At 43.6% G+C, this 21161-nt stretch carries 25 protein-coding genes and 1 tRNA gene; 17 read left to right on the top strand and 9 right to left on the bottom strand.

Features of this window, described 5'->3' with window-relative positions; translation table 11 throughout:
• The first annotated feature begins 120 nt into the window (after positions 1-120).
• From BM202_RS08560 to BM202_RS38715, 9 genes are all read left to right on the top strand, one after another.
• On the top strand, positions 121-363 hold the full coding sequence (locus BM202_RS08560; protein WP_093824915.1) for a hypothetical protein: 243 nt from the start codon (positions 121-123) through the stop codon (positions 361-363).
• Between the two features lie 550 nt (positions 364-913).
• On the top strand, positions 914-1366 hold the full coding sequence (locus BM202_RS08565; RefSeq protein WP_093824917.1) for a hypothetical protein: 453 nt from the start codon (positions 914-916) through the stop codon (positions 1364-1366).
• A 1008-nt stretch (positions 1367-2374) separates the two neighbouring features.
• Positions 2375-3112, top strand: coding sequence for an alpha/beta hydrolase (locus BM202_RS08570; protein WP_245776575.1), 738 nt, complete (start codon positions 2375-2377; stop codon positions 3110-3112).
• A gap of 120 nt (positions 3113-3232) precedes the next feature.
• Entirely contained in the window at positions 3233-3637 is a 405-nt protein-coding gene (locus BM202_RS08575) for a response regulator (RefSeq protein WP_093824920.1), read from the top strand.
• A 107-nt stretch (positions 3638-3744) separates the two neighbouring features.
• A complete protein-coding gene (locus tag BM202_RS08580) occupies positions 3745-4680 on the top strand; it encodes a ring-cleaving dioxygenase (protein ID WP_093824922.1) in 936 nt (311 codons plus the stop codon).
• Positions 4681-4692: 12 nt separating this feature from the next.
• Positions 4693-4989 carry a GNAT family N-acetyltransferase gene (locus tag BM202_RS08585; RefSeq protein WP_093824924.1) on the top strand — a complete coding sequence of 99 codons (297 nt, stop codon included), beginning with the start codon at positions 4693-4695 and terminating at the stop codon, positions 4987-4989.
• A gap of 84 nt (positions 4990-5073) precedes the next feature.
• Positions 5074-5580, top strand: a complete 507-nt coding sequence (locus tag BM202_RS08590) for a MaoC family dehydratase (protein WP_093824926.1) — start codon at positions 5074-5076, stop codon at positions 5578-5580.
• Between the two features lie 834 nt (positions 5581-6414).
• Positions 6415-6600, top strand: coding sequence for a DNA/RNA non-specific endonuclease (locus BM202_RS38150; protein WP_245776597.1), 186 nt, complete (start codon positions 6415-6417; stop codon positions 6598-6600).
• Positions 6597-6731 (top strand): hypothetical protein, encoded by a 135-nt coding sequence (locus BM202_RS38715; RefSeq protein ID WP_262507669.1) that lies wholly within the window; start codon positions 6597-6599, stop codon positions 6729-6731. The genes BM202_RS38150 and BM202_RS38715 overlap by 4 nt, the downstream gene beginning before the upstream one ends.
• 346 nt (positions 6732-7077) lie before the next feature.
• Here the strand turns inward: BM202_RS38715 and BM202_RS38155 are convergent, their stop codons facing one another.
• Positions 7078-7143, bottom strand: coding sequence for a DUF4113 domain-containing protein (locus tag BM202_RS38155; protein WP_245776598.1), 66 nt, complete (start codon positions 7141-7143; stop codon positions 7078-7080).
• A 303-nt stretch (positions 7144-7446) separates the two neighbouring features.
• On the opposite strand from BM202_RS38155, the gene BM202_RS37180 reads away from it, so the two are divergent.
• Positions 7447-7617, top strand: coding sequence for a hypothetical protein (locus tag BM202_RS37180; RefSeq protein ID WP_177236541.1), 171 nt, complete (start codon positions 7447-7449; stop codon positions 7615-7617).
• A gap of 107 nt (positions 7618-7724) precedes the next feature.
• Here the strand turns inward: BM202_RS37180 and BM202_RS08600 are convergent, their stop codons facing one another.
• Positions 7725-8159, bottom strand: a complete 435-nt coding sequence (locus BM202_RS08600) for a hypothetical protein (RefSeq protein WP_093824928.1) — start codon at positions 8157-8159, stop codon at positions 7725-7727.
• Between the two features lie 338 nt (positions 8160-8497).
• On the opposite strand from BM202_RS08600, the gene BM202_RS08605 reads away from it, so the two are divergent.
• On the top strand, positions 8498-8854 hold the full coding sequence (locus BM202_RS08605; protein ID WP_093824930.1) for a hypothetical protein: 357 nt from the start codon (positions 8498-8500) through the stop codon (positions 8852-8854).
• Between the two features lie 452 nt (positions 8855-9306).
• On the opposite strand, the gene BM202_RS08610 is transcribed toward BM202_RS08605, so the two are convergent.
• The gene (locus BM202_RS08610) at positions 9307-9504 is read right to left on the bottom strand and encodes a hypothetical protein (RefSeq protein ID WP_093824932.1); all 198 of its coding nucleotides are present in this window, start codon (positions 9502-9504) and stop codon (positions 9307-9309) included.
• A gap of 459 nt (positions 9505-9963) precedes the next feature.
• Between BM202_RS08610 and BM202_RS37185 the strand changes: the two genes are divergently transcribed.
• Positions 9964-10104 (top strand): hypothetical protein, encoded by a 141-nt coding sequence (locus tag BM202_RS37185; RefSeq protein WP_177236542.1) that lies wholly within the window; start codon positions 9964-9966, stop codon positions 10102-10104.
• A gap of 600 nt (positions 10105-10704) precedes the next feature.
• Here the strand turns inward: BM202_RS37185 and BM202_RS37190 are convergent.
• On the bottom strand, positions 10705-10869 hold the full coding sequence (locus tag BM202_RS37190) for a hypothetical protein (protein ID WP_177236543.1): 165 nt from the start codon (positions 10867-10869) through the stop codon (positions 10705-10707).
• A gap of 1571 nt (positions 10870-12440) precedes the next feature.
• Between BM202_RS37190 and BM202_RS08615 the strand changes: the two genes are divergently transcribed.
• From BM202_RS08615 to BM202_RS08635, 5 genes are all read left to right on the top strand, one after another.
• Positions 12441-12734: a hypothetical protein gene (locus tag BM202_RS08615; protein ID WP_093824934.1), complete on the top strand. Its 294-nt coding sequence runs from the start codon at positions 12441-12443 to the stop codon at positions 12732-12734.
• A 682-nt stretch (positions 12735-13416) separates the two neighbouring features.
• Positions 13417-13608 (top strand): hypothetical protein, encoded by a 192-nt coding sequence (locus BM202_RS08620; RefSeq protein ID WP_093824936.1) that lies wholly within the window; start codon positions 13417-13419, stop codon positions 13606-13608.
• Between the two features lie 821 nt (positions 13609-14429).
• Positions 14430-14633 (top strand): hypothetical protein, encoded by a 204-nt coding sequence (locus BM202_RS08625; protein WP_093824938.1) that lies wholly within the window; start codon positions 14430-14432, stop codon positions 14631-14633.
• 149 nt (positions 14634-14782) lie between these two features.
• Positions 14783-15193 (top strand): hypothetical protein, encoded by a 411-nt coding sequence (locus tag BM202_RS08630; RefSeq protein WP_093824939.1) that lies wholly within the window; start codon positions 14783-14785, stop codon positions 15191-15193.
• Between the two features lie 455 nt (positions 15194-15648).
• Positions 15649-15978 (top strand): LytTR family DNA-binding domain-containing protein, encoded by a 330-nt coding sequence (locus BM202_RS08635; protein ID WP_093824941.1) that lies wholly within the window; start codon positions 15649-15651, stop codon positions 15976-15978.
• 911 nt (positions 15979-16889) lie between these two features.
• Here BM202_RS08635 and BM202_RS08640 read toward each other — a convergent pair.
• The 5 genes from BM202_RS08640 to BM202_RS08660 all read right to left on the bottom strand — a co-directional run bounded on the left by BM202_RS08640 (position 16890) and on the right by BM202_RS08660 (position 21117).
• Positions 16890-18122, bottom strand: coding sequence for a T9SS type A sorting domain-containing protein (locus BM202_RS08640; protein WP_093824943.1), 1233 nt, complete (start codon positions 18120-18122; stop codon positions 16890-16892).
• Between the two features lie 148 nt (positions 18123-18270).
• Positions 18271-18441: an integrase core domain-containing protein gene (locus tag BM202_RS39035; protein ID WP_093824945.1), complete on the bottom strand. Its 171-nt coding sequence runs from the start codon at positions 18439-18441 to the stop codon at positions 18271-18273.
• A gap of 101 nt (positions 18442-18542) precedes the next feature.
• On the bottom strand, positions 18543-19232 hold the full coding sequence (locus BM202_RS38160) for a transposase (protein WP_317039685.1): 690 nt from the start codon (positions 19230-19232) through the stop codon (positions 18543-18545).
• Positions 19233-19589: 357 nt separating this feature from the next.
• A complete protein-coding gene (locus BM202_RS08655; RefSeq protein ID WP_093824947.1) occupies positions 19590-20153 on the bottom strand; it encodes a DinB family protein in 564 nt (187 codons plus the stop codon).
• Positions 20154-21043: 890 nt separating this feature from the next.
• Positions 21044-21117 (bottom strand) — tRNA-Arg (locus BM202_RS08660).
• Between the last annotated feature and the right edge of the window lie 44 nt (positions 21118-21161).

Genomic DNA, 21161 nt, shown 5'->3' on the forward strand with positions numbered 1-21161 from the left:
CAAATGTTAAAGCATTAAAATAGCTTTTATTTATGTGCAGTTAGTGAATTAATGGCAACCCCATGTTGTTTTTGTTATAGAAAGTTAGGCTATATCATTACCTGATTTTCTCTTGGGACAATGTTGGAGATTTTTGTTGGTGACGTGGTGTACTACACCACGCCTGACCAGACATTAGCGAAAGATAAGATTAAAGCTATTTACAGTACGAAAGTCAAGGGTAGAAGCCAGCACATCTATACCCTGTCCAATGGGCTGAGTAAACGGGAAAGCGACTTGTTTTTAAGCCTGAAGCGAGCTAAAGCCTATTTTGAGCAATGTAAAATAGAGGTTTATATACCGCAAGGTTTTGAAACCGACTAATCACCTGCCCCACCTGCCAGCGCAACGTGGGGCTTATTCCTCTTTGGGGTCACAATTATACTGTGAGCGTCCAGGTGTTTCAAGCACAAAGCCCCAGTCAATGACTGGGGCCCGAGTAATATACGCCTATCTGGTAGTCTAAAGCTGCTTTATATAGGTACGTGCCAATAAAAAGATAAGTGGAATCTAGGGTTAGTTAGTCCATATAGATCAACGTTTGACAAAAAGAATCAACACAACCAAATCCAATGGTTTAATGCCAACGTATATCGGCTAGAACTGAGTATAAATACTTGAAAACAATACTGGTGAATTAGAGTAAATAAAATCAGGCCGCTCCGAATTCGTAGCGACCTGACCATTGTAGGGCATGAGTGAATTATTGCGAAACACACCCACACAATTAGTTAATACGGAAAAGTGAGTATTCTAGTTTTATTTTGGCGGCTAATCCCAAAGATAAAAAGTAAACCTATGAATTGAGTAGACTACGTGTTCTCCCTTCGGCCGATTGGGTAGCTAGAAGTTTAGTAAATTTACTTACATACACATGAATAGAACTATACCTGGAACTGACATTCAAATTGGCAAATGGTATCACGCCACACAGACCCCTCCTCGGCTAACCGATGGTCAGGGGAGGCAAAAGTACAGTTTATTACTTGGCGTAAAGGATTTAGGCATGATTCCTGGTATTTACTCAGAAAGCCGGAATGCGTATGAATGGGACTGTCAGCGCTATGAAGGTATGCCAATACCTGGCTGGATCAGTGGGAACGAGATCAACAATAAGCTGGACTGGGTGCTTGAACCAGCAAGGGGTGTTTCCTGCTGGATGATCATACCTGATTTCGATAATACCATAGCCTCGATCGATGGATTAACCGGATTCGCCCTAGATACCAAGAAAGATACTGGTGGTCAGGCAGCAAATAGAGATAATGATGAAAAACGACTCGACCGATCCAGTGATAATCCTTTTCTTGAATTTCAATTAAATTGAGAATCGTCAGGTTACTTGACTCGAAAAGAAAGTAGTAAAGTATTGAACCTGAGCGTAATACATTGTTACGTATCAGATCTATCTGCATTACAATCACTCTTTGTACACGCGCTGGCGCGTACAACAGCCGATTGTACCCCGCCTATGAACCTCATCCATACTCATGGCCTGCCCAGGGCTGTTCACCTGTAATATTTGGTTTGCATCATCCGACCCATCGACAGCACACTGAGGTCTGCCCAATTAGTTGGACAGCTTTTGCATTAAATTAAGCTCGTTTAGGCAGAACCCGTATTCTTCGCTTACTAAAGGCCACCCAGTTGAGTGTCTCTTTGAAAGTGTTAATGCCGATGTGGTGAACGTCCATAAAACCGGTTTGTTGTAGTTAGTTAGTCAGGCAGTCAACCGACTTGCCGTCGGTTAAACCCTTATAATGAGCCGTGACCTCAATTTTCTAGCTGTGCTATTGTAAGTCTAACCGAGTGAGGTGCTGACCACGACGACGGCCCGTTCTGAGCACAAGTCATTTTCCTGGGCACCCCGTCAGGTTACACCCCCATCTTACGGGCTATGGCCATGATGGGTTCACCCCTACTAATTAGCTCAAGCACATCCGCTTTAAACTCGGCGGTATACTTTTCTTTTTGGTTGCTGGGACTGGTGCATCGTGGCACAAGAAGTTGACAAAGTCTCTCGACTGGATACTTATGGTCAGTCAATCCCCATTTTTTACTGTAATACCATCTGTTTGTACCGCTCTCATCCGTTTCTCAATCCGTAGGTTTGTTATAGAAAATGCAGAAGTCTAAATAGCCTAGTGTGCTGTAATTCAACCTTATAAATTGATCATTTTAATCAGAAACGAGCCAGGATGAGGTTAGCTAACCAAGAAAAGCCCTGGCAGGCCCCGATAATTGAAACTAGTATCTGTGACTAACCAATTCTTACTTATCAACAACCATGCAGACAATGAACCATGCCGTTTTAGGCGCCCTACTTAGTATCATCATGATACTTTCAACAACAAAAGACGTTACGGCTCAGGCATCAACCACAGGCGTAAAAAATATAGTGCTGGTTCATGGCACGTGGGCTGATGGCTCAAGCTGGGCCAAGGTAATTCCCTTGCTGGAAGCTAAGGGACTCAACGTAATGGCAGTACAAAATCCACTTACCTCGCTGGCAGACGACGTAGCTGCTACCAAACGGGCCATCGAATTAATGAGTGGACCCGTTTTGCTGGTGGGTCATTCCTGGGGGGGCGTAGTCATTACCGAAGCGGGTAACCATGACAAGGTCGCCGGGCTTGTTTACGTAGCCGCAGCGGCTCCTGATGAAGGCCAGTCGTTCCTGGAACTCGTACAAACGGCAGCCTCCACACCGGGGAATGACGAAATCAGACCGGATGCCTATGGCTTTGTCAGCATGTCACCCAAAGGAATCAATGAAGATTTTGCGCAGGATTTACCTGAGTCAGAACGGAAGTTACTGGTAGCGACGCAGGGACCACAAGCCTTCACGGCACTAAAAGAAAAAATTACTAAAGCGGCCTGGAAAAGTAAACCTTCCTGGTACGTCGTCGCGGCCAATGACCGTATGATCAACCCGGATTTAGAGCGGACGCTGGCGAAGAAACTCAAGGCTACCACCATTGAACTGAAATCCAGTCATGTTGCCATGCTGGCTCAATCGGAGAAAGTGGCTACGTTCATTCTGGAAGCTGCCAGCAAGATGAAGTCAAAGTAAACTGAAGAAAGGTTTTCACTCTTAGGGAAATCCAGTCTATTCTGAGCTAAGATATTAACAAGTTAAGGGGCTAATTAATCTTTTACAGAGAGTCCACCCATTAATTTACAGTAACAGGCTATGCAACAGGGAAAGACGACCATTTTACTGACCGATGATGATGATGATGACCGTTATTTCCTTCGTCAGGCTATTGAGCGAATCATCGACGGTTCGGCTATCCTGGAGGCCAAAAATGGGGAAGAAGCGTTAGCGCTGTTTGATAAACACGTCATTCAACTGGTAATTCTCGACATGAATATGCCCGGTCTGAGTGGCCTGGAAATACTGGGATTCATTCGTTCGCAAAACCAGCTGTTTTCTACTCCTGTCGTCATGCTTTCAACCAGTGATCAGCCAGAATTAATAACATCAGCTTATGCGAAAGGAATAAATTCTTTTATCCAAAAGCCAATGCAAGTAGGAGAGTATGACCGGATTGCCGATGCCATCAAAATCTGTTTTCTTTCTCTTCCCTTGAGCTGAACGCTGACGTGTAAAGAACAGCCCGCTATATTGAAATCCGTACGGGATCATTTTGAGGCAAGTAAATATATTAATGTACACGAATAACGCTAATTCACCAGACAGATATGGACAACCGCATTTTGGGCCTTCATCATATCACGGCTATTGCTAACAACGCTCAGCGCAATTACGATTTTTATACCCATGTTCTGGGGCTGCGGATGGTAAAAAAAACGGTCAACTTTGATGATCCCAGTACGTATCATTTTTATTACGGCAACGAAGAAGGAGCGCCCGGCACCATTCTTACCTTTTTTCCCTGGGAAGGCATTGGCCGCGGTAAAAATGGCGTGGGTATGGCAACCGAAATCGGCTATTCCGTACCGATTGGAAGCCTGGATAACTGGGTCGGGCGATTCAGGGAGTTTGGCGTGTCTATAGGGGAGCAGGCGGAACGGTTTGGTGAAATGTACTTGCCCTTTACCGACCCCGATGGGCTGAACATTGTCCTGATTCAGCATTCAGATGAGCGACCTGCCTGGGAAACCGGAGACATCAAACAAGACATAGCTACCCAGGGATTTCATAGCGTTACGTTGAGCCTGCATACTATTGAGGCAACCGCCAACGTTCTGACCGATATTTTTGGCTATACTCTACAAGCGCAGGAAGGCAACCGGTACCGATTCATTACGGATGCAATTTCCACTGCCTCAATCGTGGATTTACTGGAAGAGCCCAAAGGAGCAATTGGCAAGAATGCCGCCGGAACCAATCACCACGTAGCATTCCGTGTCGCGAATGAAGTCATCCAGATGGAATTCCGGGAAAAGATTCTGAGCAAGGGTTTACAGATAACCCCCAAAATTGATCGGGATTATTTTTTCTCGCTTTATTTCCGCGAGCCCGGTGGCGTTCTGTTCGAAATAGCTACGGATAATCCTGGCTTTACCGTCGACGAGCCCATACAGGAACTGGGCAGCCATCTGAAACTCCCGAAGCAGTACGAATCCTCCAGAGCACGCATCGAAAAGACGCTTCCTATATTGGCCTCACAATAACTAAATGAACCCATGACTGACATAAAACTGGAACTCAACGAGAAAGGACAAGGCAGTTTTAATTTGTATGAGGAGGGCAAAAAAACGGGTGAGATGGTGATTAGTGTCAGCGGCAACGAGCTAACGGTTTATCATACTCAAGTGGTTCCTGAAGCCGAAGGGAAAGGGTATGCAAAACAACTCCTCGACACAATGGTAAACTATGTACGAGTGCATAAGCTAACGGTAATTCCATTTTGTCCCTATGTGCTAGCCCAGTTTAACCGTCACCCGGACGCCTATGCCGACATCTGGAACAAACAGGCGTAAAAAATCTAACTGGTCTAGTTGAAGCCATTCATGAACGACTGACTTCGCTCCAAAGCCACAGGAAGTAATCAAACGAACGTATCCATGAAACCAGAGGCAACTACTTCTTCCAGCAACAACCTATTCGATCCGAATTCATATCCGGTCGTACCGGCTAAAACATTTGAGGACCTACGAATCGGCGATGTGTTTCGCGCTCCGAGCCGCACTCTGACTGATGCCCATTCGTCGGCTTTTCAAACGGTATCCTGCGACAATCATCCTGTTCATTACGATGTGGAATGGGCACGCAGACACGGACATACCGCGCCGGTTGTCCACGGGCTACAGGTGCTTGCTTTTACGGCCCCAGGTGCGACGTTATTTCCGCACTACATCGGTGAAGTGTTTATCAGCTTCAATGAAGTTTCCTGTCAGTTTTTGAAAGAAGTGCATTCTGGGGATACCCTATATCCCATTCTGGAAATTACAGACCTCATTCCGCAAGGTGATACGGGCGTGGTCGTAACGGCCGCAACGGTTCATAACCAGCGAGGTGAGCTTGTGCTCTCTGGGCAGCATAAGTACCTGCTACGTGCTCATAGTATATAAAATGCAGGTTGTATGAACCATTGGTAGCCAGGCTAAAAACCAGCATCACTCCGTCAGAAAGAGTTTGTTAATGAGTTCGTAAGTCGTTTTAGAATTGAGTTTTTGAAAGGGCAACACATGCGCACAATTGCTTAATCTAATTTTCTGAAATCCATAAGGGTACAAGATTATAAGTAGGCCACCTAATAAAATACATTAGTTTATTTTTATGAACTGTAATTGAGTGATGGGCTGTTTGTTGTACCTGAAAAAAAAAATCAGTCAGAAGTTTTACTAACTGATTGATAGTCAAACTTATATCGATTGAATTATAATTTGGGCCTTTCACTGTTTGAAAATTAAATAGTTAAAAATATTATTTCCCCTGGTTGGCGGTTTAGTTGACGGATGGTCAAATAAGTAAGATTTTTTCAATAGGGGAGGGGTTGACCATTGCTTGTGCTTTTGCTTATTGTCAAGTTGCCTTCATTGGCTACTTGGTTTGGTCAGAGCCGGGTGGGTGGTGCCCCGATCCGTTTTTATGTGTGAGCATTTTCATAAAAGAAATAAGTAGGCTCTTTATGGTCCTTTTGCTAGTGCTTGCCCTCGACCAATACAAGCAGGCCAGCGTTCCCGTTCCGGCTAATACTACGCCCACCCGTGACAATAACATGGCGCTGGGCAATCCCAATGGAGCTTAAGCCAGCGAGTCCAGCCCCTTTTGCCCGCTAGTTGGTACGTCGCCAGGCATAGTGATTATACCAATATTGGCTTTGACTGTGGCCACCTCTGCCGCCGGATGATCGGAATAGTATAGCCGAGGAAAACAGGACGACGTTTATTCTATCTAACATTATACCCCAAGCTTCTCAATTCAACCGGCAATCATGGCTACGACTGGAGGACTACGCCCGGACGCTGGTAGCCCAAGGTAATGAACTGTACATTATTACGGGAACATCCGGTAAAGCTGGTGAAGGCGACAACGGGAAGGCCAGTAGTATTGCCAGTGGGCAATTAAGCGTTCCGGTTGCTTTGTGAAAGGTGATTATGGATCGGATGATGTGAACCGAATCAACGCGCAAATGCGGGTTATTGCCATTTTGATGCCGAACACGAATGCTACCGAGGAAGAAGCATGGGAAGCTGCTGGGTCAGCGTCGATGAAATAGAGTGGCAAATGGGGTATGACTCACTGTCGAATGTGCCGGAGAGTGTGCAGAAGGTGATTAGAGCGGAGGTGGATAGGGTTGTAGTGTAAATCAGTTTGTAAAGACTGTTTTGATAACTACTAACTAGACGTATTCGTTTAGTGACCCTCTCGCTGATTTCTAGTCTAGTAGCTATAGGCATCTTACTCCACCGCAACGGCGGCCCGTACCATGATTAAACCCTGCATTAATTTTTACGCTATTCCCGGCCCCTACAGCACGACCCGTTGGTACATGCTCCACATCTTCGGCATGGAGTTTACGGAAGGGGTGCTGATATCGGTGAACTAAAATTTACCATCAGCGTTTACGTTATCTCCAAAATATCCTCCCAGCGTGTTGTGTACCTGGGCAACAAATACGTCTGCTTCATAGGTCAATCGGGATTATATTGTTGGACTGGCCAGTCGCAGCTTATCATGCCCGTATGCGCTTATTGACTTTATTCCTAATGGCTGACAAACTTATAAGTCTCTCGTCTAGTCCTGTCATATGTCAATAGTCTGCAGTCTCCGAGTTTGATTAGTCAGGCCATTAGCCTTTACCGCTTACCCTGAATTCTTGTCGATTCGGGGCTTTTTTATGACCGCTTAATCAATCCAGATAGAATAGTTAAAAGGGTTTACCTTCTTTGTTGGCAATAAAACGCATTAGAAATCATGACAAATACACCCGCATGATAAACGCACTATTAGACTGGATCGGTAAAGGGCAGGTCAATGGACTTAAGGCTGATGAGATGGCCATGCACACCCGCTACACGCATTATTTTGCGGCAGGAATTGCCGTGTGCCTGGCCTTACTATGGGTCCAGTATAAAGAAGTGAGCAAGCAGGATGTGAAATAAAGACGATAGAAAGTTTAATGAAGAAAAGACCCGCTACCAAACGTAATCCTGTATATCATTGACTTTGGGGGTAGCCTGAACGTGCTTCAATTCGCTGTAAGCTTTAGCTACTCGATGGTCGTCGTATACTCAATAACAGATCCCGGAATTGATTCACTTAATTGTAAGGCTATCTTGTTTAGATAGCCGAAGTGAACCATGTTTATCTCATTAGTTTGCCCCTTATATTGAACGGAGCCATTTTCTATATAGGCCGCATTTGTTTCAGAGGTGCTTTCTCCTTGCAGCTTAATGGTACCCGCTCTGACAGAGGTAATCAGCCTAAGCTGCCACTGATTTTGGGTCGGCTTGGACAAAGAGACAAATTGCTTACTGATTTCATGATCCCGCTTCCAGCCCTGGTGACGAAGTATATCCATTAGCATTGGGTACACCTCGGAGTCTCTGGAACGTGTTTTAACAACAATGTTGTTGGCACCGGGCGGAATCTGAGCTACCACTTGCGAGGCCGCCAATAATACAATCACAAGAAATAACTTCATTTTTTATTTATTTAGTAAACAAAAATAATGAAAGTTATATTTTTGTTTATACATATTTGACTTTATGCCTATATTATCTTTTATTATATTTACTTTTCTGAGGAATGAAAAACTTTTAAGTTCTTAGATATGGATAAAGTAGTATCAATGGATTAAAAGGGGACTTCAGTAGCTTATGAACCCCCTGTTTATTAAAACTTGCCAGGCACTTCTTGTCAGCAGGCAACTACAACGCCTACAAACGGGTAGGCCCGGCATAAAACTAAGCCTACTAAGAACACCTAAAATAGGCTATGAAAAGAGATTGTCGAGTATTATGGAGTAGCAATTAGAAACTTATGGAGCCTGGCAATGAGAATGAGCTATATCGTCAACTGGTCTCCCACTGGGAGCAGGTAGAAGGGCAAGCCGGTATGTTGACCTTCAACCAGTATAGAATGGCTTTCGTGGAACTTCAGGCTCTCACCCACCATATCGATCGTACCAAGGCCATTGTTGAAGGGGTGATCCGTCAGGCTAGCCAGCTCGGCCGATCGCCAGAGTGGCTACTAGGTGAACTTCTCTTTGAAATCCAGGCCGAGCGCCTGGGTAACCGTCAGGAATGGTTACGGACAGAGTTAGCCAGTGAGCAGGCCAGTGATGATTCGTTAAACCTTTATAATGAGCGGTTGAATCGATTTGACTCCCCTGCTTAAGCCTCCCAGAAAAGGTTCCTATACACCCCTTTTTAAACTCATCCACAGTCAGTACTACAGCCCTATGGATAAAAATTCATAAAAAGGAGAAATACCTGATTTAGCCTGATTAAATGTACTGACTCGATGTACTCCGCTTGCGACCCTATAAGAGGAAAAAGCGGAAATTTAGATCTCTATTTCTTTCATTATTTTCTCCTAAATCCAGCTAAAATGGGGCTTTTGTAACTAATTTGTAGTCGCCATTTACCTGACATAATAGCCAGCGTTCTCGCTAGAGATAGCCGCGTATGCTCACTCGAATGTTAACTGCTAACTGACTTATGCATAAGTAAATATAGAGTTTATCTAACGGGTCTCGTTTCAAATGCGACCCGTTAGATAGTCCAGTATGATCGAGCATTCAAGTAAGATCGCCCTTTAAAGCACCTACTAAGCGGTGTATAGAGCGCTCACCCTTTCCGGGGTCTGCCCCCACCCCAGGGCTTGCGGCCTGGCGGGCAAGCTTCCACATCAATGTAGCGAATCGGCTCCCCCACTGGTCCTTCCAGCAGAACGACCGACAGGGTACCTGCCTTGATCCGGTTATAGATGGCCTGTCGAGTCAGACCGCACAACTTGGCGTAGTGGTAGGGAGTAACGTAGCGCATACCGATACGTACGCTAGGAGCTACCGAACGGTTTTTGACTACCTCTTCCCTCCTGGATAGAAGTGCAAGATTAAAGAGACTGGTAAGCTGCGGTAGCTCAATGTATTGATGATATTGATAGTATTGCCATCTAGGTGTTTATTACTTGCGGATATTCGATTAGGCTCCTGATCCAGCAACACGCAAAACGAGCCAGACAACCATCTTTCAAGCGAAGAATGGCTGTAACGAATACCTCTTTTTACATCAATTGCGATTTGATATATGATACCAATCAAATATGATGGATAGTGTTTTCTTAGATGAGCTTGCAGGTCAACAACAAAACAGTCCCGGCAAGATGCCGCGAGGTTGATAATAAAATGCGGCTTAACTGTTAGCAGAAGCTGCCTTTGTGTTTATTTTAATAACATGTTTCCCACTGGCTAGTTATCAGTAGTAGCCTTAAATAAAAGCAATATGCCAGATTCAGAAGAAACTAAGACAACGACCACGGAAACGACGACCGTCAAGACTGATTCCCAGGAGAACAGCCAGGAACAACCGGGTGGTGAAGTGACGACCACCAAGACGGAGAAAAGTGGGGATGATCAATCGTAAGCAATAATACACCAGTAAGGCCCGATTAGACAAGATAACCGGGCCTTATCTCTGCTCTCAACGGGTAATCACCCTTAATTCAACCATGTCGCATGACCTTTGATTCAATAAAATTAGAAGCTTAAATGCCTGTAATATTGATTTAGGTTCATGAAAATAAACCATAGAATATAGGCAAGGGGTATTTCTAGCTAATTAAGGCCTGTTTTACTCACTACATCAATAGTACATCAAAGTATCTTAACCTACCTTATAGTTTACGAACCTTTTCACTTAGTAAAACAAGTCGTTTATTAAGTTCGATAATGCGGTTGGTCGTCGTTATATTCTTGCGAAAAGCCTGCGCTATGAATTCTTCTCTATCTCGAATCATTTGCTGTACGTAGCTTTCCATAATCGTAAGTGAGCAGTTTCATCGGTGTGAAAAATATACTTACGAAAAGCAATGTAGGGTGGATTTATAACGATTGAAAAACAAAAAAGCCCCGCCACAAAAGTAGCCAGGCTTTCTGATTGTATCTACACCCTAGTAAGCCGTAGCTTGCCTAGTATCTAAACATACGTCACGGCATTTATTAAGTACTACTAGTTAATCTCCTTTTAATCCCCCTCCCGTTCTTCCAACTCCCTCACCAGCGCAGGCTTCTCAAACTCTTTCCACTGATCTTCTTTAGCCACATAAACATAGACTAACAGCGCATTCTTCCCCGGTATGCTGGGATCGTCAATTTCCTTTGCATGGGTGATATTGGCTACGTAGTACAATGTACACAGAATTGGATCGCTGTACTACGTAGCTACTATTACCCAAAGTGCATAGACTCATCTACAGGAATGTCCGTCCGGGTGTAACTGGTTAGTGGACTGACAGCCATGCCCATCTTAGTGTAGGAGGTACTTGCCCTTCATGGATTATCATACCTAGTGACCGCAAATTGTCAATAATTTTGGTAGGAACAATAGTTTGAATTTTAGCCGTAAAGCCCTTAGTCGGGTCATTTTCTGTTTTCTTACGGGAGTTAATTACAAGGATGGTTAAGAGGAGTGTGGCTAGTTTTACTGAGGGAAACTGTGTATAAAATGACTTTATAATAAGAAATAATAAAAGTGTGAATTGATCAAGCAGTAATACAATTTCACTATTGAAACATCATAGATCTTTTGATAAATATCTTATACACAACAGTTTGTATATATGTACACGATAAATTTTTCATACATACATTTCACAATTGAAAATAACATGAGGAACATAGGCTATATAACTGACATCCAGGTGTCCGATTTGCAAAAAGCTGACCTTTTCGTTGTTTTATAATTTGCCTTTCAATTGTTTGTTTTAGGATGAGTCTGTAGTCTTGAGTTACGGGTATATGTTGCTTGCCAGTGCTATGGGTCAAGGACCAGGACTCTGTCCGCTTTCGCAGGCCGGGTACTTAACGGCTCATCGGTATTCGACTCGGCGGGTGTCGGTATTGGTTTGTATTGGCGTCTTTTACACCTGTATGTTTTACGTTTATAGGTAGGTGTTTTGTCGCCTTATGAAAAACGCTCCAAATCAGAGAGGCATTAGGAAGCTAACCGATCTTAATCAATATCCAGAGGAGTGCTGCGATGGCGAAACAAAGGATCAATCTGATGACGACAATAAACCGTTTCATGAATGTAGAAGGTTGAACAGAAGCTGATGCTAGTACCTACCCTAAACCTTATGAACGAGATATACGGGTAGTTAGCATTTAGCGGTAAGAATAATTATACAGTTACCTGACCAATCCACTCTCTATAGGCTTATGGTAAGTCGCTGCGTAGAATTACGGCCGGAATAGCTTTTCGGGCAAACTAGCGCACTCATGAATGAGCCTGAATTTCCCCTGGAGCAGACGAATCACTCAATACGGGATGATAAAATGATTGGCCGCCCACCTGCTCTTCATTAGGGGATTTTGTTTGGTCAACCCTTCTATTTTTACTTAGTACGTGAGCGTTTCACTGGGGTTCATCGTAGAAAGCGAGGAATAGGGATAGCATTATTCTTGTTGTTTTCTTGTTATGCGCTTATATAGGTCGTCAGCGACTTTTGACTATGAATAAGCCAGCGTACACCTAAACACCCGACACCTCCCACCATACTTACTGGATTGTAAACCAGAATCAGCACGACCGCTCGACTACCTTTGTACCCAGCGATAAAGACCTACATCGGGAACTCAAGCAACAAGTCCGAAAACTCAGTCAGTCGATGAGTTCCTGCAAGGACCGGCGAAAAAAGGAGTAAGTTTTTACGGGATAGTAAATGAGGCAGTAACTTGAAACTAGATGAAAAAAGAATCTTTATGAACCAAAAGCTAGTTGATCAGCTCCGGCTCGAACTACAGGCATTTTCACGGCTTGATGCTTCGACTAAGTTGAAACGTATTACTGATGCCTACAACCGTATCTTAGGCATTGTTCAGGCCATGATGCTAAGTAATGACAACCCAGATACGCACGCCAGGGCCTGGAGTTTGTTGAATGATGACGCCTACAAGGACCTGGCCGAGATTCAAGAAGGGAGAACCCAGGCTTTGACCGACCTGAAATATAAACTCAGTCAGATAGGTGAGCTGCTCTTGCTGCCTAAAGCTTGATCAAGCCTTACTGTGTTAGGGATATAGAAAAAAATCAATCGCTACAATCTGTTATCGACTGCGCGGTATTGGTCTCTTTTGAATGACTGCAACTTTGCTTAATAAGACGCCTGCTAGTATATCAGTTAGAGTACGGTTGATCATCTTTAGCAGAGAATTGATTTCGCTTGTGCCCAGCTTTTAACCACTCAATCACCTCCTGTTGATTCCCGACCCGAATCAAATCGGGTCGGGGAAACTAGCGTTCTGGTAACATAAAATTCTGGTAAGTAGTGTGTGACACGAACTTAGCAACGGAGCTAGTGCCTTGAATAGCCTTTCTAATTGTCAATTGGGGAAGAAATACTTCATAAGGCGTAAATTGGTCTTTACCTTACTTCTAGACGGAGGTCAAAATTATCCATAAACTAGGTTGGTCCATAAACCTCTGTCGTTTACGACCAATTTTCGATCCTTCACGACTTTATAAAGTGGTCAGACAGTCAAGTAGCTAGCTTTGTATCAGCGTCAAGCGCGTTTGCTTCTGCAAAGGTGCTGACCAACTGATTAAGCTGGTCTGTCCATGCTTTTCAGATTATACAACTTCCTTCCTTTTTTTAGCCTGGACCTCAGGGTCCAGGCCTTTTATAAGAATAGACGTACAGGTAGCTCTGATAACTCTCGTTGTTAAATTAAAGCCGTTATGAACACTGACTTATCTTTTCAAACCATGCTGGAGCAGTATGTTTTTACGATTGCCGATAGCTTCATCGAACAGATTTCCTCCGATGAGCAGCAACGTTTAATGAATCTGATCAGAGACATTGGAAAGCACAACAACCTCCAGAAACCAAATGAAATTTCCTACTGGAAAGGGCAGAATCAGGATTGGTAAATTGGCTGATAGCGCTTAGTCTGTTGTCTTTACAGTCATTGAATCTCTTCGAAAACATTAGGCAGCTTCTTAAAGTAACCATTAAGCACTTGCGGAAAACCAAGCGTAGAAAATGGGACATAACTGAAGTTGAGTTGAAGAGGTGAGTGTCTAGTTAAAGCATGAAATGATTTGATAAATCGAAGCAATAAGTCATTACAGATTAGTGTGTTCTCCAGCAGTAGCGTAATAAAGTGTGGGGGAGAATGTCTATATAATTTATAACAAATGCTATCAAATAAGCTACATAGATAATGATAATGTTACTAAAAATATTATTATTTTTAACTAATACAATCAATGAAATTATAAATTAGGTAAAATGTATACATAGAATGCTTTAATGTTCAGTTGTATTTAGTAGATGTCGGGAGATTGATTAGTTCCCGGTCTCCATACCTACTAGTCTTGCTACACCATATTCAGGCTATCGAACTGCTGACTTACATTCTCCAATAAAGAAAAAGCTCCGGCTTATTGCCCCGGAGCGGTGAGTACTTTTGTACTATATACTTCACTAATTAAACTGTCGAACATGGCTGAACGGCTTGACTAAGAACGTTATCTCGTCTGAGCTAGCTGCGTTTCAATCCGTGTTATTTACTTTGATTGTCAGCACCACTCAATAGGATTCAGCTGATTGATCGGCAATACCTTCACAAGTACATTTCTGAACCTATCAGGGGGTAAAATAAGAAATAGGTAGTCTAAAATCGGGGTGTTTTTTGTTGCTTAAGTCACTGAAAAGCCGTACCTTAAAGGGAAAAACAACGACTAATAACATGCCACTTCGTCCAGATTACAACCTGGTGAAAATTAACCATTGGCGGCTCCTTTTTCGCAACCATTGGTCCAATCATTTTAACGAAAACTTTATCCTTATGCTGGGTAGTAGCTGGCAGGGCTATAATCAGAAAGTGTATCAGGTGGGCCTTTTTAACTTCAGTTTGTGTCTGCTGATCGATCCCAGTTGGCAAAAAAGATGACTCGTTTTGCCTGGAGCTAGTTCATTAAAATTAACAGTTTTCCAGTTGTGACCCGTTGCCTTACTTAAATACTCTTTTTTAGCTTTTATTTTTTATAATCTGTTTATCTTATGCTAGTGCAATCATGCCTAACAACTCAACGTAAGACTATGAAAAAGATCGTATTAATGGGAGCTATGCTACTGGGTGTAGCGGCTTTCAGTGCTCAGGCTCAGACAACTCCTACCAGCACAGGTAGTGGGACTGGTAATGCCACCAACGGTTCAGCTTCGCAAAATGGCACTACTAGTGGTACCAGTGGGTCGACAATGGACCAAACGCCAACAACAGGCTCCGGCTCGACGGGAAATGGCCGCATGAAGCGGAGTAAATCGAACAAGTCCTCTGACATGAACTCGGGGACAGGTTCTACTGGCTCTTCCAGCGACATGAACAGCAGCCAGGGAACGGGCACGATGTCCACCAAGGATGGGTCAGGAAACGGCGGTAAAATGAAACGTAATCGTGGCAATCAGGGCAGCGGTTCCTCATCACCTACCAGCACTACTTCACCCCAGTAGCCATGACTCAGTTCAGGACTAGGGTTTATGCTTAACTAGTTTTGATATTTAAACATAGTTGTAATGAATGGATAGTTTAAAAAGTCAGCTCCTCGATGGAGCTGACTTTTTTTATAACCCAGTCCGCTATCAATTAGGCTCGTAGGATAATCAATATTTTGATAATCAGCATCGATTTGAAACCGATACTCTGATGAATCCGTCAACCAAGCTTCAATCTATCTTTGTTGGGAAGTAATAACAAAAAAGCCCGGCATCTTTCGATAACCGAGCCTTTCCACCTGAGAGCTAACGCAAAAGTAGCGTATGGGGGTAATCATATCTACCATTTGTTAATATTTTTTCCATTATGTTGCCTTACTAGGCTTATTTGTAAAATATATGGCAAACTAATTCTATTATTGTATCTATATTTCGAATGTAAATAAATTTATATAGTCATACTGTAGTTGATAATGGCTAAACTGCCAAAATTCCCTGGTAAACTCTCGCTCAAGCAGCAAGCCTCCATTGTTCGTATTAGCGGTTCAGGAAATTACTCGCTCATCTATTTGCAGGATGGCCAGTCCATTCTATTTTCCTATAGTATGAAGTGTTATGAAGATTTCTTACCAAACTTCATCCGCACCCATAAACAGCATATGGTCAATCCGGCTTTTGTTACCTCCGTGCGTCAACTTGGGCCTAAGGAGGTTTACCTTGTCATGTTACCCCAAAAAGACGTCATCCCTATTGCTCGGCGGAGGATCAACGAGGTTCTACGTGTGCTTATTAATAATAGATAAAGCACTGTCTCTGTCCGAGATTACCACAATCCACCAGTGCCCAAGCTATATCTGTACTCGCTTATTGTTCCGAAACCAGATCTAGCTACAGCCCGACCCAGCATTAATTCGTAAGGGATTCCTTTGACAATCACCCTGTAAAGTAGCCGGGCAAGGGAAAAAACAGCTCGGCACCGCTCGCAGACGGGTGGATAGTCTTATGATCCAATGGTTACTTTATTTCTGGTCTTTTAGCGCAACAGTTATTGTAAGGGGGATTGTAAAAAACTTTGCACCATGAAAGTTTATTTCTGGACAAAAAAAGCCTGACTGGCGTATGTTTTTGTCGCGACAGGAGTCCCGCTCTACTACTATATGGGTAGTATATGCAGGAGGGAAAACACGCCTATCCAAAACCAATAGTTACTGCCGAGTAGCTGAAATCAGCCCCTTAAATCGAGTCGCATACTCTTTTGCTATTTACTATGGGCCAGTATTAATTGAGGATCGGATTATCTCAGATTAAGATTCTAAGGCTATTTGTATACTACTGAAGTACTCAACATACAAAATGTTGTGCCTATCGTTGTACCCAAAAAGAAAAAACCAGTTAGCGATTTTGCTGACTGGTTGATAATTAGGGTGTTCCCGATTGGATTAATACCTTTTGTGTTAAGGGATTGATTTATAAATACTTATAAAATTATATATCTTTGGTTGACGGATTGGTTGACGGTTGACACAATAAGGCAAAGTATTTACAGGTCGGTTGACAGTCCTGTTGATAGAGATTGTAACTTTACCATTCAATCGAGCGGCCGTTACTGGCTACTTGGTTTGGTCAGAGCCGGGCGGGTGGTTCCCTCGGCTCATTGGGTCGGGTGGGTGGTTCCCCGGCCCGTTTTTTTGTAAGACTACAAGTTTTTGGGATATCACTTGACTAGAACACGGTAGTTACGAGTTAGGCCCCGTTCTTTTACCGTCACTATGTATAAACCAGTTGAGGTGCATTCTGCAAAAGTCAGTAGCAGGCTCAGTGGTCCTATGTCCGTTTTCGTGTAAGGTATTGAATGACCATTACTATTAATGATATGAATAGCTGCCGTGGTGGGTTCGTCCAACTGGATTGTGAACGTACCTTGGTTGGTAATAGGATTCGGTGTTACTGAATAGGGACTATCCCGCAATATGACAGAACTAGAAGGATAGGTTTTGCGCTGGCCATTTGAATCAATCTGAGTTAATCGATAATAACTAGTACCTGTATAGGGCGTTGTATCAGTGAAATAATAATCATTAATTGTTTGATTCACTAATTCCGTCTTAGCAATTTCAGCTACTCTTTCAAACAAGAGTAAGTCCTTGCTTCGTTCAATAAGAAATCCTTGGTTATTTATTTCGTTAAGGGTTCTCCAAGCTAATTCAATTTGTTGAGCAGCATTTGGTCTAGCTGTGAAAGAGATTAAATCAACCGCTAATGGTTTTGCTGCAATCGTAATCGTAAACGTATCGGCTACCGAATAGGAAGCATTAAAGGCATTTAGTTTGGTAACTATAACAGCTACAGGATAAACACCTGTCTGGTTGGGAATGCCGTTAATAAAGGCGTAGGCAGTCTGGCCAGGTGCGCCAGGAGGTGTGCCCCTCGCACTATTAAAAACTAAGCCGGGAGGTAGGTTGTAAGCTTCATAACTAAATAATGCTCGGTAGTCATAACCATTATCATTAGAACCAAAATATTCTCCAATATTAATGGCAGTGCTAGTCGTTGACTCAGTTAATGTAATGTCTGGTATAGGACTTTTTAAGAAAGGGCTATGATACCTGTTATTCGATGCGCAATAGGCTTGTATATCTAAGCTGTAAGTAGCCGTAACTCCACTCTGGGTAGCCTGAATGATAATTGGGTTGCCGGGGCTATTTCGCCAGGCTTCGTCTACAACACCTGTACTACTCGTAGGCGACGAAAGAGTAACACCCGTTGCTGAATAAGTAATAGTTGTTCCATCTCCCCCAACTGTATTGATGGCTATAAATCCATTGCTGCAAAGGTAAGTAGGCTGAAGAAGTATGAGAGCCGATTGAGCATATAAGGGACACGATAAGGACAGGGAAACACAGAACAGAAGTCCGTAAATTGCCTTTGTCAAATAGCCGTTTATCATTGCTATATGTTTTTTAATAAAATGCAGTAGATTAGATATTCTACTTACTGACATAACTAAGTGACTGTCAATGGATACTGAAAATTGGTAGCATGTCGTTTTGTCTATTTGTCCTTACCCCGTTTAGGGAGCCAGTTTTGACTGGAATTTAAGCCGCCTGCCGATATTTAACCGGCGTCATAAACTTCAAAGACTGGTGTGGCCGTTCAGTATTATATTCTGTCAGCCATTGATTCACTATTTGTCTTACCTGTTTGATACTGGTAAACACATGTGCATCTAGAACTTCTCGCCGAAACGTCCCGTTGAATCGTTCAATGTAGGCATTCTAAGTGGGTTTACCCGGCTTGATCCAACATAACTCAACGGTATGAACCTTACACCAGTCCTGCAAAACTTGGCTAAGAGGGTGTTGGGGAATTATATTCTGTCTGTTGGCTTGATTCGTTGTAACATGAGCTGAATATTGGCCAATATGAGCCAGCCAACCGAAGAAGATAGCGTATACTCGTAATCTTTAACAATGCGCCGAAAAAAGCTCGTCCAGGCTATTGTGCGCTCCACGACCCACCGCTTGGCAACGGGCACAAAACCCTGAGCCGATTGGGGACGGGCAGCCCGCTCAAAATTGATGCCCCAATCAGCCAGCGCTTTGGCAAAAACACCGCGGTATGATCCATCGCCAAAAACTGTTTCAACTCGATCACCATACCACAAGATATCACTTACCAGAACTAGGGCGGCAGGGCCATCAGCCTCATTAGCTGGATGCACATGAGCCGCCCACAAGCGGCCACCTGTATCAACCAGTAGTTGGCGCTTGCGTCCGTTTACTTTCTTATGGGGGTCAAGACCTCGGTACTCACAAATCATAGGTCCTAGCTTAATGCTCTGACTATCAATACAAAACACTGATGGTAATGCTTCGCGTTCTTCTTGTTTTCGATCCGGTTGGTTTAATGCTCGGTTAATTCGTTCGAGTGTGCCATCAGTTTTCCACTGATCAAACCGGGCCGCCGGTGCGGTAGTAGTAAACGGCTTGCCAATATGGGTAGTGGTTGGGTAGATTTCGCCACTGGCAACCGGTACGAAGCAACTACAGGATTGCATTCACCACATCACATAAATCCAGCTTTCGCTTGCGTTTGAGGGGCAGAAAGGGCGATATTGTTGCCCACTGATAGTCGGTCAGTTTAGTAAACTGTTTAGTCACATCCTTGTTGCTTGGTCGCTACAAAGGTGACACGACTTCTAGCTTTATTTAATTCTCTAACACATTCTAAACGGGCCTCCTTGTTTGTGCCAAGGTGATCTAAGATTTTGCTGATTCTCATAACGCCTTCGATCTATTTCTTTCACCATAAATCCCAAGAATGAATACAGAATTCGTTTTACATCAGTTTTACATATCATTTACGCTGGTCAATGACATGTTTCCCTGAATCGGCACTGACACGGCCCGATTGACTACCAGCCTAGGTAGCCTTCGGGCGTAACGCCCTTCAGCCGAAGGTAGACCATACACTGCCCGCGATGGTGGATAATGTGATTCTCCATTGCGTACAGATACCGCCAGTTGGGGATTTTACCCCCTACAAACTCCGCCTGCTCGAACAGTTTTGCGTCGGGTATGGTCGTGATGGTTTGCCGCATAAAGGCGTAGAGGGCTTTCACTTCATCTATTACCTGCTGTTTAGTCACGGCCTTCGACAGGTCACGGCCGTTTTTGTAGGGATCAGCAATGTCAAGCCGGGCTGCTAGCAGCGTTGTGGTGAACTGGCAGCAATGCCGCCACTGCTCGGCAAAGCTCATGGCTTCGGGCGTATATTTAAAATCGTAGGCTTCGGCTGGCATCTGGGTGGCTGTGATCAGGGTAAGCTGTTCAGACCTAGCCCAAGCCTCGAGCAACTCCCGGCGCATGCGTTGGGCTTCGGATTCGAGATTGATAGTGCCGGGGTGGGCCGGTGCTGATGCTGATGCTGGCAGCAGACTAGTGCCTAGCAGGTTATGAAGGAAATGGAGCCGGTTCATGAATGTAAGTTACCAAAAGGTTGATTATGAAGCAAGTAAAGTGATCGTACTGGATTTGGACGCGTTGACATCGAAGACCGGCTGCCTAAGAGTAGGGGCACCCGTCAATATTTTTAGGGTTGAGAAACCGATGAGCTCGACCGGCATCTGACCTATCTACTTTCAGGTTTGCATTGACGAGTAAAATCAGGCGTTGCTGAGCGACGAACTAGGTGTTTAGACCGTCAATTAAACGCTTGGCCAAATGGACGCTATTTGTTGAGTGGAGAAATAGTCTGACGCCTGCTATTAGTGCCTGAAAGCGTTCACCACTAAAACCCTTCTATAGCTGCTTGAATGCCTGCCTGGATCGTAGTTACATGATTAATCACAAGCGTAAGCAAACATAGGACTTGTTTTATCAAATGTTTTATTAAAATAAAATCAGCCAGTTAACCTTACAGTTAACTGGCTGATAGTCACTGAGTGGGAAATGGGGTTCGAACCCACTGCCCGCAGCTTGGGAAGTATGATTCCTTAGCTAAGTTACCTATTTTAGTCAAAGATAGTATTGCTACTAGACTTCGAATAGACTAGAACGACTTGCCGTAGCTGCGCATTAAAATCGTTAATTTCGTCAAGAGAAGGTATTTCGTTTTTAATTTTTTCTGGTCAACATCTGAAATATCAATATACTTCTACATCCATTGAAATGTAGAAAATGCCATGAATTTGTCCAGTAGAGATTTTAATTCAGCTTGCTATTGATTCAAAAAATAATTATTGAGCTAATTTAACTCACAGCATCTTTATCACTTACCTCTAGGCAATGACTTCAGATGTTTCAACCACTGTTTTAATCAAAACGAAAAAACCAGTTAGAAATATTTCTAACTGGTTGATAATTAGAGTGATCCCGATTGGATTCGAACCAATGACCGCCTTCTTAGAAGGAAGATGCTCTATCCAGCTGAGCTACGGGACCAAAACAAAGATGCAGTTGATAAGGAACAGAAATAATTCAACGAT

It is taken from the genome of Spirosoma endophyticum (genome assembly GCF_900112365.1).
In the GTDB taxonomy this organism is placed as follows: Bacteria; Bacteroidota; Bacteroidia; order Cytophagales; family Spirosomataceae; genus Spirosoma; species Spirosoma endophyticum.

Coding starts and splice junctions, on each gene's coding strand:
- BM202_RS08560 (WP_093824915.1), top strand. CDS start 121: ATGTTGGAGATTTTTGTTGGTGACGTGGTGTACTACACCACGCCTGAC.
- BM202_RS08565 (WP_093824917.1), top strand. CDS start 914: ATGAATAGAACTATACCTGGAACTGACATTCAAATTGGCAAATGGTAT.
- BM202_RS08570 (WP_245776575.1), top strand. CDS start 2,375: ATGATACTTTCAACAACAAAAGACGTTACGGCTCAGGCATCAACCACA.
- BM202_RS08575 (WP_093824920.1), top strand. CDS start 3,233: ATGCAACAGGGAAAGACGACCATTTTACTGACCGATGATGATGATGAT.
- BM202_RS08580 (WP_093824922.1), top strand. CDS start 3,745: ATGGACAACCGCATTTTGGGCCTTCATCATATCACGGCTATTGCTAAC.
- BM202_RS08585 (WP_093824924.1), top strand. CDS start 4,693: ATGACTGACATAAAACTGGAACTCAACGAGAAAGGACAAGGCAGTTTT.
- BM202_RS08590 (WP_093824926.1), top strand. CDS start 5,074: ATGAAACCAGAGGCAACTACTTCTTCCAGCAACAACCTATTCGATCCG.
- BM202_RS37180 (WP_177236541.1), top strand. CDS start 7,447: ATGATAAACGCACTATTAGACTGGATCGGTAAAGGGCAGGTCAATGGA.
- BM202_RS08600 (WP_093824928.1), bottom strand. CDS start 8,159: ATGAAGTTATTTCTTGTGATTGTATTATTGGCGGCCTCGCAAGTGGTA.
- BM202_RS08605 (WP_093824930.1), top strand. CDS start 8,498: ATGGAGCCTGGCAATGAGAATGAGCTATATCGTCAACTGGTCTCCCAC.
- BM202_RS08610 (WP_093824932.1), bottom strand. CDS start 9,504: ATGCGCTACGTTACTCCCTACCACTACGCCAAGTTGTGCGGTCTGACT.
- BM202_RS37185 (WP_177236542.1), top strand. CDS start 9,964: ATGCCAGATTCAGAAGAAACTAAGACAACGACCACGGAAACGACGACC.
- BM202_RS08615 (WP_093824934.1), top strand. CDS start 12,441: ATGAACCAAAAGCTAGTTGATCAGCTCCGGCTCGAACTACAGGCATTT.
- BM202_RS08620 (WP_093824936.1), top strand. CDS start 13,417: ATGAACACTGACTTATCTTTTCAAACCATGCTGGAGCAGTATGTTTTT.
- BM202_RS08625 (WP_093824938.1), top strand. CDS start 14,430: ATGCCACTTCGTCCAGATTACAACCTGGTGAAAATTAACCATTGGCGG.
- BM202_RS08630 (WP_093824939.1), top strand. CDS start 14,783: ATGAAAAAGATCGTATTAATGGGAGCTATGCTACTGGGTGTAGCGGCT.
- BM202_RS08635 (WP_093824941.1), top strand. CDS start 15,649: ATGGCTAAACTGCCAAAATTCCCTGGTAAACTCTCGCTCAAGCAGCAA.
- BM202_RS08640 (WP_093824943.1), bottom strand. CDS start 18,122: ATGATAAACGGCTATTTGACAAAGGCAATTTACGGACTTCTGTTCTGT.
- BM202_RS38160 (WP_317039685.1), bottom strand. CDS start 19,232: ATGCAATCCTGTAGTTGCTTCGTACCGGTTGCCAGTGGCGAAATCTAC.
- BM202_RS08655 (WP_093824947.1), bottom strand. CDS start 20,153: ATGAACCGGCTCCATTTCCTTCATAACCTGCTAGGCACTAGTCTGCTG.